General features: G+C 73.6%; 13 protein-coding genes. 3 read left to right on the top strand and 10 right to left on the bottom strand.

Annotated features, from left to right (window positions below; all coding sequences use genetic code 11):
- Positions 1–12 precede the first annotated feature (12 nt).
- The 8 genes from ABWI04_RS22050 to ABWI04_RS22015 form a co-directional block, all read right to left on the bottom strand.
- A complete protein-coding gene (locus tag ABWI04_RS22050) occupies positions 13–885 on the bottom strand; it encodes an alpha/beta fold hydrolase (protein ID WP_345171974.1) in 873 nt (290 codons plus the stop codon).
- Positions 886–890: 5 nt separating this feature from the next.
- Entirely contained in the window at positions 891–1337 is a 447-nt protein-coding gene (locus tag ABWI04_RS22045) for a response regulator (RefSeq protein ID WP_345171976.1), read from the bottom strand.
- Positions 1334–3100: a sensor histidine kinase gene (locus ABWI04_RS22040; protein WP_345171979.1), complete on the bottom strand. Its 1767-nt coding sequence runs from the start codon at positions 3098–3100 to the stop codon at positions 1334–1336. Before ABWI04_RS22040 ends, ABWI04_RS22045 begins: the two co-directional genes overlap by 4 nt.
- Positions 3097–4374 carry a PP2C family protein-serine/threonine phosphatase gene (locus tag ABWI04_RS22035; protein WP_353833619.1) on the bottom strand — a complete coding sequence of 426 codons (1278 nt, stop codon included), beginning with the start codon at positions 4372–4374 and terminating at the stop codon, positions 3097–3099. The genes ABWI04_RS22040 and ABWI04_RS22035 overlap by 4 nt, the downstream gene beginning before the upstream one ends.
- A gap of 179 nt (positions 4375–4553) precedes the next feature.
- On the bottom strand, positions 4554–4949 hold the full coding sequence (locus tag ABWI04_RS22030; RefSeq protein WP_353833618.1) for a helix-turn-helix transcriptional regulator: 396 nt from the start codon (positions 4947–4949) through the stop codon (positions 4554–4556).
- A gap of 188 nt (positions 4950–5137) precedes the next feature.
- Positions 5138–5503, bottom strand: a complete 366-nt coding sequence (locus ABWI04_RS22025; protein ID WP_345171986.1) for an STAS domain-containing protein — start codon at positions 5501–5503, stop codon at positions 5138–5140.
- Between the two features lie 67 nt (positions 5504–5570).
- Positions 5571–5903, bottom strand: a complete 333-nt coding sequence (locus ABWI04_RS22020) for an STAS domain-containing protein (protein ID WP_345171988.1) — start codon at positions 5901–5903, stop codon at positions 5571–5573.
- Positions 5900–10078: a SpoIIE family protein phosphatase gene (locus ABWI04_RS22015; protein ID WP_353833617.1), complete on the bottom strand. Its 4179-nt coding sequence runs from the start codon at positions 10076–10078 to the stop codon at positions 5900–5902. The genes ABWI04_RS22020 and ABWI04_RS22015 overlap by 4 nt, the downstream gene beginning before the upstream one ends.
- A 274-nt stretch (positions 10079–10352) precedes the next feature.
- Here ABWI04_RS22015 and ABWI04_RS22010 point away from each other — a divergent pair, with 274 nt between their 5' ends.
- Both ABWI04_RS22010 and ABWI04_RS22005 read left to right on the top strand, forming a co-directional pair.
- Positions 10353–11675 carry a PP2C family protein-serine/threonine phosphatase gene (locus ABWI04_RS22010; RefSeq protein WP_353833616.1) on the top strand — a complete coding sequence of 441 codons (1323 nt, stop codon included), beginning with the start codon at positions 10353–10355 and terminating at the stop codon, positions 11673–11675.
- Complete coding sequence (locus tag ABWI04_RS22005; protein WP_345171994.1) at positions 11672–12031, top strand: STAS domain-containing protein; 360 nt, start codon at positions 11672–11674, stop codon at positions 12029–12031. Before ABWI04_RS22010 ends, ABWI04_RS22005 begins: the two co-directional genes overlap by 4 nt.
- Positions 12032–12046: 15 nt before the next feature.
- On the opposite strand, the gene ABWI04_RS22000 is transcribed toward ABWI04_RS22005, so the two are convergent.
- Positions 12047–12706 (bottom strand): response regulator, encoded by a 660-nt coding sequence (locus ABWI04_RS22000; protein ID WP_353833615.1) that lies wholly within the window; start codon positions 12704–12706, stop codon positions 12047–12049.
- A complete protein-coding gene (locus ABWI04_RS21995; RefSeq protein ID WP_353833614.1) occupies positions 12703–13845 on the bottom strand; it encodes a sensor histidine kinase in 1143 nt (380 codons plus the stop codon). The genes ABWI04_RS22000 and ABWI04_RS21995 overlap by 4 nt, the downstream gene beginning before the upstream one ends.
- Before the next feature lie 164 nt (positions 13846–14009).
- Here ABWI04_RS21995 and ABWI04_RS21990 point away from each other — a divergent pair.
- Positions 14010–14363 (top strand): MFS transporter (locus ABWI04_RS21990; protein ID WP_502913145.1); only part of this gene is annotated, 354 nt, incomplete at its 3' end.

Below are 14363 nucleotides of genomic sequence, written 5' to 3'. Positions count from 1 at the left end.
CTCCGTCCGGCCCTAGCGGGCGTGGCGGTCGAGGAAGGCGCCGATCGCGCCGGCCACGGGCCCGGGGGCCTCCTCGGCCATGTGGTGGCCGGAGTCGATGGGACCGCCGCGGACGTCGTCGGCCCACGCCCGCCAGATCCGCACCGGATCGCCGTAGATCTCCTCCAGGTCGTCGCGGGCCGACCACAGCACCAGCACCGGGCACTGGACGCGGCGACCGGCACGGCGGTCGTCCTCGTCGTGCCTCCGGTCGATGCCCAGTCCGGCCCGGTACTCCTCCAGCATGCCGTGCACGGTCGCCGGGTCGTGGATCGCCTCGCGGAAGTCGGCCCACGCCTCGGGGGCCATGTGCTCGCCGGTCGCGGTGTACCAGGCGTCGGGGTCGGCGCTGATGATCCGCTCCGCCGGTTTGTCCGTCTGCCCGAAGAACCACCAGTGCCACCACCGGGCCGCGAAACGGGCGTCGCAGCGCTCCAGGTGCTCGACCACCGGCAGCCCGTCCATGGGGATCAGCGCGGTGACGGCGGCGGGATGGTCCATCGCCGTCCGGAACGCCACGAGGGCCCCGCGGTCATGCCCCGCGACGGCGAACGACCCGTGGCCGAGGGCCCGCATGAGGGCGACCATGTCCCCGGCCATCGCGCGCTTGGAGTACGGCGCGTGGTCGGCGTCGGTCGGCGGCTTGGACGACTTCCCGTATCCCCGCAGGTCCGGGCACACCACAGTGAACCGGTCCGCGAGGAGCGGCGCGACCTTGTGCCAGGTGGCGTGCGTCCGGGGATGGCCGTGCAGCAGCAGGAGGGCCGGTCCCGTCCCACCGTGCCGCACTCGCAGGGTGGCGTCGCCGACGTCTACCCGGTCCAGGGTGAAGCCGTCGAAGTACACCGGGGTCAGTGGCGGGTGGGGAGGCGGACGACCGTGACGAAGAAGTCGTCGATCTGCCGTATGGCCTTGATGAACTGGTCGAAGTCGACGGGCTTGGTGACGTAGGCGTTGGCGTGCAGCTTGTAGCTGCGCAGGATGTCCTCCTCCGCCGACGACGTGGTCAGCACCACCACCGGGATGGAGGCCAGCTCCGGGTCGGACTTGATCTCTTCGAGGACCTCGCGGCCGTCGCGCTTGGGCAGGTTCAGGTCGAGGAGGACCAGGTCGGGACGGGGCGCGTCGGCGTGCTCCCCCCGCTTGTAGAGGAAGTCCAGGGCCTCCGCGCCGTCGCGGACGACCTGCAGGGTGTTGCCGACCTTGTTGTGCTCGAAGGCCTCACGGGTCATCAGCTCGTCGCCGGGGTCGTCTTCGACCAGCAGGACGGTGATGGGTTGGACGGCGGTGCTGGTCACGAACTGGCTCCTTGGAGGTCGGTGGTCGGGGAGGGAACGTCGGCGTCGGGCGTGCCGTCCGCGGACGCGCCGGCGCCGTCCGCGGTCCGGCCGTCGGGGGCGTCGTCGGAGGCCTCCGCGCCGGAGGGCGCGGCGGGCGGGTCGTCGGCCGCGAGGGTGAAGTGGAACCGGGAGCCCTCCTCGCGGTCGGGGTCGAGCCAGATCCGGCCGCCGTGGTATTCGACGATCTTCTTGCACAGCGCCAGGCCGATGCCGGTGCCGGCGTAGGCGTCGCGGCTGTGCAGCCGCTGGAAGATGACGAAGATCTTGTCGGCGTACTCGGCGGGGATGCCGATCCCGTTGTCGGTGACGGTCAGGTGCCAGTGCCCGTCCTCCCGCTCGCAGGTGACACGGACGACCGCCTCGCGGTCGGGGGAGCGGAACTTGACCGCGTTGCCGATCAGGTTCTGCCACAGCATCACCATGAGCGTGGGGTCCGCGGTGAGCTCCGGGAGGTCGTCGGGCCTCTCGACGCGGGCGCCGGACTCCGTGAGGGGGCCGTCGAGGTTGGCCAGCGCCTCGTCGAGCGGCTCGCCCAGCGAGAGCGTCCGCTGGTGCTGGTGCAGGCGGCCGACCCGGGAGAAGGTCAGCAGGTCGTTGATCAGCACCTGCATGCGCTTGGCGCCGTCCACCGCGAAGGCGATGTACTGGCGGCCGCGGTCGTCGAGCTGGTCGGAGCAGCGGCGCTCCAGCATCTGGCAGAACGAGGCGACCTTGCGCAGCGGCTCCTGCAGGTCGTGGCTGGCGACGTAGGCGAACTGCTCCAGCTCGGCGTTGGAGCGGCGCAGCTCCACGGTCTGCGAGTCCAGCTCCGCGGTGCGGCTCTGGAGCAGGCGCTCGCGTTCGGTGGACTGCTCCAGAGCCATCGTGATCCGGCCACGCATCGCCTCCACGGCGAGGGCCACGTCGCGGACGTCGGCGGGGCCGTGCGCGCCGATGACATGGGTGAAGTCGCCGTCGGCGACCCGGCGTGAGGCGGAGCGGAGCATGCGCAGCGGCCGGTCCACGGCGTGGTGCAGCAGGACGGCCAGCAGCGCCGCGGTCGCCAGCAGCGCGATGAACAGGGTGGTCAGCGTCCAGTCCCGCATCGTGCGGGTGTGGCGCAGGTCCGCGCGGCTCTCGGCGCGGACCTGGCTCAGGTGGCGGTTCTGGACCGCCCAGGTGGCGCGGACCTGGTCGAAGGCGGGCTTGCCCCGGGCCGCGGTGGCGGCCGCCTCGCCGCCGGAGCCCTGCTCGCGGACCTGGTCGATGACGACGGCGCCGTAGTCGCGGCGCCACGCGTCGATCGCCCGCCCGGTCGCGTCGAGGTCGGCGCGCAGCGCGGGCTCGTCGGCCAGCAGCCGGCGCAGCCGCGCGGAGGACTGCTGCTCGGTGGCCAGCCCGTCGGTGTAGGGCTGCAGGAACTGCCGGTCCCCCGCCAGGGCGTAGCCCCGGACGCCGGTCTCCTGGTTGAGCATGGCCATCTGCATCCGGCTCGCCTCGACCTGCGCCGGCGCGATCCTGTCCACCAGCCGGTCCGAGGCCCGCGCGGTCTCCTCCAGCAGGCTGTGGACCACCGCGGCGCCGGTGACGGTGAGCGCGACGATCAGCAGCGCGGCCAGCATGAACCAGGCGCGGACGGTCAGTCCCCGCCGCGGCGGGGGGCCGCTCGCCGGCGGCGGTGCGGCGAGATCGGCGGATTCGGCCGTCTCGGCGTCCCGCACCGTCAGGGGCGGTGTGCTCATGTGGGGGTCCATCCAAGGTGAATGACGGCGACGTCGTCGGCCAGCCCGCCGTGCTGGAGCGAGGCCGCCTCGACGTCGGTGATGAGTGTGTCGACGAAGTCGCCGGGGGAGAGCGCGCGGTGGCCCTGGGCGAGCCGGAGCAGGCCGGTCAGGTCGAGGCGGCGGCCCTCGTCGTCGATCTGGCCCTCGAACAGCCCGTCGGTGAACAGGACGAGCGAGGCGCCCGGCGGCAGGGGGATCTCGTGCTCGCGCCAGCCGGCCAGTCCGGGCACCATGCCCACGCCCAGCCCGCCCGGCGGCTCGACCAGCCGCACCTCGCCGTTGCCGTGCATCAGGAACCCGGGGTGCCCGGCGCGGACCACCTGCGCCACGGAGCGGTCGGGGAACAGGGTCGCCGTGATGAGGGTGACGAACATCTCGGAGCCGCCGTCCTCCCCGGCCAGCAGCTCCTCCAGGAGTTCGACCACCCGCGCTCCGCGCGTTCCGGCCAGCACGAACGACCGCCACGCCACCCGCAGGCTGACGCCCAGGGCCGCCGAGGCGGGACCGTGCCCCGCCACGTCCCCGATCACCGCGTGCACCAGGCCGTCGCTGGTCTCCACCACGTCGTAGAAGTCCCCGCCCAGCAGGGAGTGGGCTCGCCCGGGGCGGTACCGCGAGACGACCCGCAGGCGCGGATTGGACACCCTCGGCCGCGGCAGCAACCCGCGCTCCAGCCGGGCGTTCTCCTGGGCCCGCATCTGCTGGACCTGGAGCGCCGCGACCGCCTGCTGGACCTGGCGCCGCTGCACCGCGTACCGGATCGCCCGCCCGAGCCGATCCGCCTCCAGCTGGTCCTTGGAGAGGTAGTCCTGCGCGCCGGCGGCCATCGCGGAGGTGCCCGCCTGAGACTCGGCGAGCCCGGTCAGCACCACCACCGCGGCGCCCGGCGCCCACTCCAGCACCTGCCGGAGCACCGCCAGGCCCTGCGACTCGCCCAGGTGCAGGTCGAGCAGCACGCAGTCGGGCATGGGGTTCGCCGACAACGGGCCCCGCGCCTCGGGAAGCGAACGCACCCACTGCAGCGACGCCCGCAGCCCGGTGTCGGCGAGGGTGTCCTCCACCAGCAGCGCGTCGGCCGAGTCGTCCTCCACCAGCAGGACCCGCAGCGGCCCGAGCTCCGGCTCCCCGTCGGCGGCGCCGGTGATCGCGATCGGCATGCGCGGTCCGGGCGGCGCGGAAGGGCGCGCCCCGAGGCCGGCCGCCTCAAGACCCTGCGACATCAGTCCGTCCACCGCCCTTCCTCCCTCCGACCCGCCGGTGCCGCGCCGATAGTAGTTGCCTTATGGCAAATATGCATCCGCGGCGCACCGCCGCGCGACGCATCCGCGTCGTCTGTGACCTGCCCGACCGCGACCGTAACGCACCGGTGCCCGTGACCCGTCCGGACGGGTCCCCTCCCGTGGCGCACCTTCTACCGGCTTCGCGCCTGAGCGGGAACGCCGGCCTCGCCGCGCGGACCACCGCCCGCGCCGGGCGCTGTGTCACCGCCCTTGCCGGGGGCCGTGTCATCGCCCGCGAACAGCTCGATGAGGACCTGGACGTCGTGGTCGGCTTCGGCGGGGTGCCGGAAGGGGCGGTCGGCGTTGACGGTGTAGCGGTTGCGGCGCCCGATCCGGGTGCGGGTGAGGTACCCCGCCTCCTCCAGATCCGTGATGATCAGCTGGGCCGCGCGCTCGGTGATGCCGATGTCCTGGGCGACGTCGCGGACCCGGAGGCCGGGGTCGCGCGCGATGGCGATCAGAACCCGCGCGTGGTTGGTCAGGAACGTCCACGGCTTGTCGTCGCGCCGCCTCGGCGTCCTCTCCATCCGCCCGCCTCCCCTTCCCGCGTCCGCCTTCCCCGCCGCGGGCGCGCGGTGTGCGCCGGTCGGCGGGATCCGCCGCCGGGGAGGGGGAGGCCGTGCTCAGAGCGTCATCATACGAGGAATCTTTGCGGAATAATATTTCCTGTAACGGAAGTGATGCGTAGACGTTCCCGGCGCCCGCGCCGCAGGGCTCACCCGCTGCGCCCCGCACCCGGCGGCAGCGACTCGGCCAGCGCTGCGTCCAGGGTCGGGTGGATGGTCAGGCGCTCGTCGACGTGCGTGATCTGCAGGACGCGCCGGACCGCGTCCTGCAGCGGTCCGGCCAGTACGGCGCTGCCGCCGCGTCCCTCGGCCGCCAGGTAGAACCGCATCAGCAGGCTGAGGCCCACCGAGTCCAGGTACCGCAGCCCGCTCAGGTCGAGCACCAGGTGCTCGCCGTGCTCGCTGCGCAGGCCGCGCATCCGCTGCTCGGCCTGCTGCGCGGTGTCCAGTGCCAGATCCCCGGTCATCGTGATCACTGTCCAGCCGTTCCGCGCGTGGCCGGTCACCTCGGCCATGGCGTTGCCTCCACGTCGTTCCGCTTTCTCTGGGTCGGGGCCCTGCGCCGTCGGCGCGCCGGGCACGTCAGGGGTGGTCGGTACCGGGCGCTGCGGCGTCGGGCGGGGCGAGGCGGACGGTGGCCAGCTCCGGGAGGCCGGAGAGGGTCAGCACCGGTTCCAGCAGAACCGGAGCGATCAGTTCGAGATGGTCGGCATGGGCGAACAGGACGCTCAGCCCCGCGCTATCAAGGTACTCGACCGCGGTGAGGTCGAGGACGAGTTCGCCCCCGTCCTCGCGGGCGGTGTCCAGCGCCGTGGCGAGGGCCCCGCTGTTGCTCATGTCGATCTCGCCGACGGCCGTCACGAGCGCCCTCCCGTCCGGGCGCCGGGCGGACCTGAGGGTCAGGGGTGTGCTCATGAGCCAATCCAGGTGTGCATGTGGACGGTGGTGCCGTCCGGGCCGGGCGTGATCGTGAGCTTGCTCATCAGCGCCCGCATCAGGGCGGTGCCGCGGCCGCGGTTGAGGTCGGCGTCGGGCCCTCCGGGCGGCTTCCACCGGCCGGTGTCGGCGATGGTCAGGTGCAGCTGGTCGACGAAGGCCTCGGCCCGCAGCCGGACGGTGTGCACGCCGGCGGCGGGCCGGCCGTGCTCGACGGCGTTCGCGCACGCCTCTCCGGCGGCGACCAGCACGCCCTGGGCGGTGCGGCGGGGGAGCTGGCACTGGGCCAGCCAGCCGCGCAGCGCCTCCCGCAGCGGGGCGAGCTGCGCCGACTCGGCGGGGAAGCTCACGTCCAGCGGCGCGGGGTGCCGGTACAGCATCAGCGCGACGTCGTCGTCGTAGCCGCCCGGCGGGGCCAGGCTCGTCATGATGTGGGTGGCGAGCTCGTCCACCCCCCGCTCGCCGCCCTCCTGGACGGCGTGCCCGACCCGCTCGATGCCCTCGTTCAGGGAGCGGCGGCGTCGTTCGACGAGGCCGTCGGTGTACAGCAGCACGGTGGCCCGGGCGGGGATGGTGGTCGCGGCGTCCGGCCGGGGCCGCGGGGAGCCGACGGCGATCGGGACGGACCTGCCGCCTTCGAGCAGCTGGGTGGTGCCGTCGGGCCGGGCGAGGATGGCGGGCGGATGCCCGGCGCTCGAATAGGTGAGGTCGCCGGTCGCGGGGTCGAGGACGCCGCAGAACACGGTGGAGCAGCGGGCCCCCGGCACGCCGGCGGCGAAGCGGTCCAGGGCCGTGAGCGTCCCCGCGGGGCCCGCGTCCTGGAGCAGGAGGGCCCGGCAGGCGCTGCGCAGCTGGCCCATGACGGTGGCGGCCTCCAGCCCGCGGCCGACGCAGTCGCCCACGATGATCCCGATGCGGCTGTCGGGAAGGGCGAAGATGTCGTACCAGTCGCCCCCGACCTCCAGCGGCCGCGCCGCCGGCTCGTACCGGACGGCGAACCCGTCGGGCAGCTCGGACGGCCCGAGGATGGCGCGCTGCAGGGCCAGGGCGGTGTCGCGCTGCTGGTCGATCAGGTTGGCGCGGGAGAGCCCCTGGGAGAGGCGCCCGGCGAGCAGGGACAGCAGCAGCCGGTCCTGGCCGGTGAACGGGCGCCGCTCGGTCAGGTCGATCCAGAGGACGAGGGTGCCCCGGGGGTGTTCGAGCGTGATCGCGGTGGGGTGCTCGGCGACGGGGGTGAGAGGCGGGTGCTCGCGCAGCGCGGCCAGCTCCCCGCGGCGCTCCTCGGACAGGTCCTGCCAGCTCTGCCCCGGCTCGGTCGAGGTCAGCTCCGGCGGTCCGCCGCCGAAGACGGCCGCCATCACCCGCTCGGCGTGCCAGAGGTCCCGCAGCTCCTCCAGCGCGCCGACCAGGGTGTCGCGCAGGCTCACGGCCTCGGTGAGGCGCATGCTGAGGGCCGCGAGGGCGCTCTCGCGCTGGATGGCGTAGTGGTCGGCGGTGACGTCCCGGAAGGTGCCGACGATGACCCGCCGGCCGGATTCGGGGTCGCGGACGTGGTTGAAGGCGACGCTGACCCAGACGCGATGGCCGTCACGGTGCCTGACGGGGACGTCGAAGGTGCCGCGCTCCCGCACGAGCATGCTCTCGAAGGCCTGGGCGACCTGCCGGTGCGCTTCGAAGTCGGTCTTCTCGTCCGGCCACCAGGGAGGCTTCGGGGGATAGGGCAGCCCGGCGGCCTCGTAGCCGAGGATGTCGGTGAAGGCGGTGTTGAACTCGACGACGCCGCCGTCCTCCGCGCAGACGAAGAACGCCTCCTGGAGGGAGTCGACCAGCGCGGTGCGCCACCGAGCGTGGTGACCGCGCAGCCGGGCCAGCTCCACGTTCGCCCGCACGCGGGCCAGGAGCTCGGCGGCGGCGAAAGGCTTGAGAAGGTAGTCGTCGGCGCCCGCCCGAAGGCCCTCGATCGATGCCTCCTGGCCGGCGCGGGCCGACAGCAGCAGCACCGGCAGGGCGGCGGTGCGCTGGTCGCCGCGCAGGGCGGCGACCAGCTCCAGCCCGTCCACGTACGGCATCATGACGTCGCTGACCACCATGTCGATCCCGCCCTCGCGGACCGCCCGCAGGGCCGCCCGGCCGTCGGCGACGGTCTCCACCTCGTAGCCGGCGCCCCGCAGGAGCCGGGTGAGGTACTCGCGCATGTCGGCGTTGTCGTCGGCGACCAGCACCCGCGCCGGGACCTCGGGCGCGGGCACCGGGACCGGCTCGGGCGGCGTCGGGTCGGTCGAGTTCGGGTCCCCGCCGGGATGCTCGGCGGGCAGCCAGCGCAGCGCCTCCTGCACGTAGGGGTCGGCGGTGACGGACGCGGCCGTGGAGGAGCGCGGCGGGGCGACCGCGCCGGGGGGCAGGTGGTCGCTCCCGAACGGCAGCCGGACGGTGAAGCGCGTGCCCTCGCCCTCGGTGCTCGCGGCGTCGATGGTCCCGCCGTGCAGGCCGACGAGCTCCTTGACCAGGGCCAGGCCGATGCCGCTGCCCTCGTTGGACCGTGCGCGGGTGTTCTCGACGCGGTGGAACCGCTCGAACAGCCGCGGCACCTCGTCCTCGGCGACCCCGACCCCGGTGTCGGCCACCGTCACCAGCGCCCGGCCGTCCTCGACGCCGACCCGGACGTGGATCGCCCCGTCGAAGGTGAACTTCAGCGCGTTGCTCAGCAGGTTCAGGATCACCTTCTCCCACATGTCGCGGTCGACGTAGACCGGCTCGGGGAGCGGCTCGCACTCGACGGTGTAGGCCAGGCCCGCCCTGTCCACGGCGGAGCGGAAGACGCTGGCCAGCTCGGCGGTGACCTCGGGAAGGTCGACCGGCTCGTACCGCGCCTGCATCCGGCCGGCCTCGATGCGGGAGAAGTCCAGCAGCGAGTTGACGAGCCTGCCGAGGCGCAGCCCGTTGCGGTGGATGACGTCCAGCTCGCGGTGCACCTGCTCGCCGGCGCCCTCCAGGCTCGCGCGCAGTTCCTGCACCGGGCCCATGATCAGGGTCAGCGGGGTGCGGAACTCGTGGCTGATGTTGGAGAAGAACGTCGTCTTGGCGCGGTCGAGTTCGGCGAGCTCCTCGGCGCGCCGCCGCTGCGCCTGGTAGCCGCGGGCGCTGCCGATGCCCGCCGCGACGTGCCCGGCCGCCAGTTCCACGAAACCGCGGTAGGCATCGTCCAGCTGGCGGTAGGGGTTGAGCCCGGCCACCAGGAAGCCGTACGGCGCGCGGCCCTGCCGCAGCAGCGGCACCACCAGGGCCTGGTCGGGCGGCTGGGTCCAGTCCCCCGAGGGAAGGGCCCCGAACCGAGGATCATCGAGCTTCATCAGCACCGATTCTCCCCGCGCGAGCACCGCCGCGGGCCAGATTCCGCCCGGTTCGTCCGCCGACATCGCGGCGGGGACGGCCGGATGGTCGCGGGCGACGCCGGTCGCCCCGGCGAGCCGTGCCGTCCCGCCGTCCTCGAACAGGTAGGTCAGCGTGAAGGGAAGGTCCTTCCGGTTGCGGTCGAGCTGCCGGTCGACGAAGGCCAGCGTCTCCTCCTCGGTCCGGATCACGCTGGGGTCGGATCCGAGCTCGCGCAGCGTCGTCATCCGCCGATCGCCGATGACCCGCTCGGTCTCCTCGCTGACCACGCACAGCATGCCCACCACGTCGCCCGCGTCGTCGCGCAGCGGGCTGTAGGAGAAGGTGTGGTAGGTCTCCTCGGGGTATCCCGATCGTTCGAGGAACAGCAGCAGGGCCTCGTCCCACGTGGCGTTCCCCGTGCCGAGCACCGTGTCGATCCTCGGTCCGATGTCGGGCCAGATCTCGGTCCACACCTCGCGGGCCGGCCGGCCCAGCGCCCACGGGTACTTGCGTCCGAGCGTGTCGCGCCGGTAGGCGGCGTTGCAGAAGAACGTCAGCCGCGGCCCCCAGGCCATCCACATCGAGAAGCGGGACGACAGCAGGATGTCGACCGCCGTCCGCAGGCTCTGCGGCCAGCCGTCCGGAGGGCCGAGCGGCGTCGCCGTCCAGTCCACCGCGGCGAGATCGGGGCCGATCTCCCTGTCGGCGGAGAAGACGCCGGCCCCCGCCCGCGGCTCGCGTCCGGCCTCCTCAGAACGCTCGGCGTCCTCCGAAAGCGCCACCGCACCCCTCTTCCATTAAGGCGATCACCTACCGCATCCGGCGGACGCCCGCCGCGCCCGCTCCCCGCATGGCCCTGCCTTTACCCCGGATGACCCGGAGGCAACAACCGTTTCGCCAGAACCTGGACGTCCGTCGTGCCGCGCCTTTCCGCGGCGCGCCGCCGCCGTCGCGGCCGCGCGTCCAGGTCATTACTTACGTGATAAGCAGTACAAACAGGGTAAAGCCCTCTGTCTGGCGGGACTGCCGCCACGGTCCCGACCAGAGGAGGTGACGGTGACGGAGCACGCCCGCCACCTCGAACCCGTGCCCGCCCCCACCGCCGCCGAACGGGAGCGGCTCGCGGCCGTCCGCCGCTACCGGATCCTCGACACCCCGCCCGACGGCACGTTCGACACCATCGCCTCCCTCGCCGCACGCAGCTGCGGCGCGCCGATCGCCACCGTGGCCATCGTGGACAGCGACCGTATCTGGTTCAAGGCGGCCCACGGCCTGCACGGCGTCTCGCAGATCGACCGCGACCCCGGGCTGTGCGCCTCCGCCATCCTGCACGGCGGCCCGTATGTCGTCAGGGACGCGCTCACCGACCCGAGGACGGCCGCCAACCCGCTCGTCCACGGCGAGATGGGCGTGCGGTTCTACGCGGCGGCCCCCATCACCACCGCGGACGGACACCGCCTCGGCACCGTCAACGTGCTGGACACCCGCCCCCGCGACGCCTCCGAGGACCAGCTGGCCATCCTGACGGACCTGGCGGCCCTGGTCGCCCAGGAGCTGGAACTGCGGCTGTCGTCGATCTGCACCATCACGGCCGAGCGCACCATGCGCACCGGGGCCGAGCGCCTGGTGCGCACCCTGCAGCGCACCCTGCTGCCGCCCGCCCTGCCGAAGGTGCCCGGCCTCGACGCCGCCGCCGCGTACCACCCGGTCTCCCAGGACGAGGTCGGCGGCGACTTCTACGACCTGTTCCCCCTGGACGACGGCCGCTGGGCGTTCTTCCTCGGCGACGTGTGCGGCAAGGGCGCCGAGGCCGCCGCCCTGACCTCCCTCACCCGCTACACGCTGCGCGCCGCCGCCATCTACGAGCCCGACCCCTGCGCCGCGCTCGGCAACCTCGACTCCGTCCTCAAGGGGGAGTACCAGAGCGACCCCCGCTTCTGCACGGCCCTGTTCGGGGTCCTGGACCCCGAACAGGACGGCTCGTTCGCCGTGACGCTGGCCGGGGGCGGCCATCCGCCCGCCCTGGCGGTCCGCGCGGACGGCACGGTCGAGGCCGTCGACACCCCGGGCGGGCAGCTCATCGGGATACTGCCCGAACCGCGCTTCGCGCAGGCCGGCGTGCGCCTCGCCCCGGGCGACGCCCTCCTGCTGTACACCGACGGCCTCACCGAGGCACGAACCCCGGACGGGGCGATGCTCGGCGACGAGGGTCTCACCGCGCATCTGACCAGCACGCCCTTCGACGGAGCGGATAATCTGCTGGCGAACATCCATAAACTGCTCACGGAACTGGGCGCGGGAGTCAGCGACGACACGGCGCTGCTGGCCCTCTCCGTGCCCCGCCGTGCCGAACCGTCCGGACAGGAGCCTCTTCGGTGACCGACCACACCTTCACCGTCAACCTCCCGTCCGAGGAGGCCGAGGTCCCGGTCCTGCGCGTCGCGGGAGACCTCGACTACCACACCGCCCCCCGCCTGCGGGAGGCGCTGGAAGCCCTGCCGCTGGCCCCCGGCGGCGGCGCCGTGCTCGACGTGACGGAGCTGAACTACTGCGACTCCACCGGCATCACCGTGCTCATCGCCGGCTACCGCCGGGCGCAGGCGGCCCGGAGCAGGATCGTGCTCGCGGGGCTGAATCCCGACCTCACCCGGGTCTTCGAGATCACCGGGCTCGACCAGGTCTTCGCCTTCCACCCCACCGCCGAGGAGGCCGTCACGTCCCTGCGCGGGGCCTGAGGCCGCCCGGCGGGCTCAGGCGCGCCGCGGGGTGACGAGGCCCGACTCGTAGGCGAACACGACGAGCTGGGCGCGGTCCCTGACGCGCAGCTTGGCCAGCACCCTGCTGACGTGCGTCTTCGCGGTGGCCGGACTGATCACCATGTGGGCGGCGATCTCGTCGTTGGACAGGCCCCGGGCCACCAGGACGGCGACCTCGCGCTCCCTCCTGGTGAGCATGCCGAGCCCCTCGGGGGCGGGCTCCGGGCGGCGCGCGACGTACTCGCCGATGAGACGGCGGGTGATCGCGGGCGACAGCAGCGCGTCGCCGCGGGCCGCGACCCGGACGCCCTGCACCAGGTCCTCGGGCTCGGTGTCCTTGACCATGAAACCGCAGGCCCCGGCGCGCAGCGCGTTGAAGACGTACTCGTCGAGGCCGTAGTTGGTGAGGATCACGACATGGACGCCGCTCAGCCGGGGGTCGGCGACGATCAGCCGGGTCGCCTCGATTCCGTCCATCACCGGCATCTGGATGTCGACGAGGGCGACGTCGGGCCGGTGCTCGGCGGCGAGCGCGACGCCCCGCTCGCCGTCGGCGGCCTCGGCCACCACCTCGATGTCGTCCTCGATCTCCAGCAGGGCCCGGAAGCCGCCGCGGATGAGCGCCTGGTCGTCCACGAGCAGCACGCGGATCACGAGGGATCTCCCAGGGGAAGCTCGGCGCGCACGGTGAACCCGCCCTCGGGCCGGGGCCCGGCCCGCAGCCGCCCGCCGAGCGCCGCGACGCGCTCGCGCATGCCGAGCAGGCCCGTGCCGGGCACGGGCGGCGCGTCCGGGTCGGCCTCGCCGTCGTCGTCGACCTGCACGACCAGTTCTCCGCTCGCGTAGTCGACGCGCACCGCGGCGGCGGCGCCGCCCGCGTGCCTGGAGACGTTCGTGAGCGCCTCCTGGACGATCCGGTAGGCCGCCCGGTCCACTTCGGCGGGCAGGTCGCGCCGCGTGCCGGAGATCGTCACCGTGGCCGGCAGCCCGATGGAGCGGGCCCGCTCCACCAGGTCGTCGAGCCGGTCGAGGCCGCTGGCGAGGGACTCGCCGTCGGAGCGGTCGGCGTCGCGCAGCACCTCCAGCGTGGCGCGCAGCTCGCGCATGGCGTCGCCGCTGGCCTCCTGGATGGCCAGCAGCGCGGGCGGCACGTCCTCGCCGCGCCTGCGCGCCAGGTGGACGGCCACCCCCGCCTGGACCTTGATGATCGAGATGCTGTGCGTGAGGGAGTCGTGCAGCTCCCTGGCGATGCGCAGGCGCTCCTCGCCGGCGCGGCGCCGGGCGGCCTCCTCGCGGGTGCGCTCGGCCTCGGCGGCCCGCCGCTCGGCCTCCTCCAGGTAGGCCTGCCGGTGCCGGGTCACCGTCGCGGTCACCCCGGCCGCCGCGAACCACCCGACCAGCAGCGAGAGGCTCTGGAGATCGCGCAGGGACCCGTCGGCGCTGGGCAGCCGCACCATCAGGCCGAGGCCGAGGAAGGCCGTGCCCACCAGCGCCGTCGCGACCCGGTGGCCCGCCCGGAAAGCGGCGAACACCGCCACGATGACGGGGAAGGCGGCCGCCGGGCCCGGCCGGACGTGGGCGGCGAGCGCGAGCATGCAGACCGCGCTGACGACGAGTGCCGCCAGGGGCGCCCGCCGCCAGGCGACGAGCGCGAGCGAGCCCGCCAGGGCCGCGGCCAGGTCGAGCGCCCCCGCGTGCGGGGTGATGGCCACGACGACCGACAGGAAGAGGGCCATCGCCACGGCGAGCAGGCCGTCCTGGACGAGCGGCCGCCACCCGTTCATGGAGCTCATCCGTGCAGATTAAGACCGTTTCCATCCAGATTCCTCGGCGGAACGGCGGAGAAATCACTACATCTCGCGGTGTAGTAGCACTGAACGTACGCTCCGGGCGTCAGTGGAAAAGGCCATCTCCCGCTCGATGTGCGCTGACCTGCTCGAACACCACGATGTCAGGCATGCACATGATCGAAGACAGAAGCGGGATCCGCCCCGGGCTCACGCTCGCCGCGGTGGCCGTCGTGCAGTTCATGGTGTCGCTGGACCTGTCGGTGGTGAACGTCGGGCTCCCGCGGATCGCCGCCGGCCTCGGGTTCGGCGCGGTCGGGGTGACCTGGGTCATCCACGCCTACGCCCTCTCCTTCGGCGGGCTGCTCCTGCTCGGAGGCAAGGCCGCCGACCGGTACGGCCGCAAACCCGTCCTCCTGCTCGGGCTCGTCCTGTTCGGCCTGGCGTCCCTCGCCGGCGGCCTGGCCCAGGCGCCGGGCCATCTCGTGGCCGCCCGCGCCGCCCTGGGCGTCGGCGCGGCGGCG

Origin of the sequence: Actinomadura sp. NPDC000929 (assembly GCF_040492065.1) — a bacterium.
Taxonomy (GTDB): Bacteria; Actinomycetota; Actinomycetes; order Streptosporangiales; family Streptosporangiaceae; genus Spirillospora; species Spirillospora verrucosospora.
Note: the sequence above shows the minus strand (reverse complement) of the source record. Positions and strands in the feature narration are given on the sequence as shown.

Coding starts and splice junctions, on each gene's coding strand:
- ABWI04_RS22040 (WP_345171979.1), bottom strand. CDS start 3,100: ATGAGCACACCGCCCCTGACGGTGCGGGACGCCGAGACGGCCGAATCC.
- ABWI04_RS22030 (WP_353833618.1), bottom strand. CDS start 4,949: ATGGAGAGGACGCCGAGGCGGCGCGACGACAAGCCGTGGACGTTCCTG.
- ABWI04_RS22025 (WP_345171986.1), bottom strand. CDS start 5,503: ATGGCCGAGGTGACCGGCCACGCGCGGAACGGCTGGACAGTGATCACG.
- ABWI04_RS22020 (WP_345171988.1), bottom strand. CDS start 5,903: ATGAGCACACCCCTGACCCTCAGGTCCGCCCGGCGCCCGGACGGGAGG.
- ABWI04_RS21995 (WP_353833614.1), bottom strand. CDS start 13,845: ATGAGCTCCATGAACGGGTGGCGGCCGCTCGTCCAGGACGGCCTGCTC.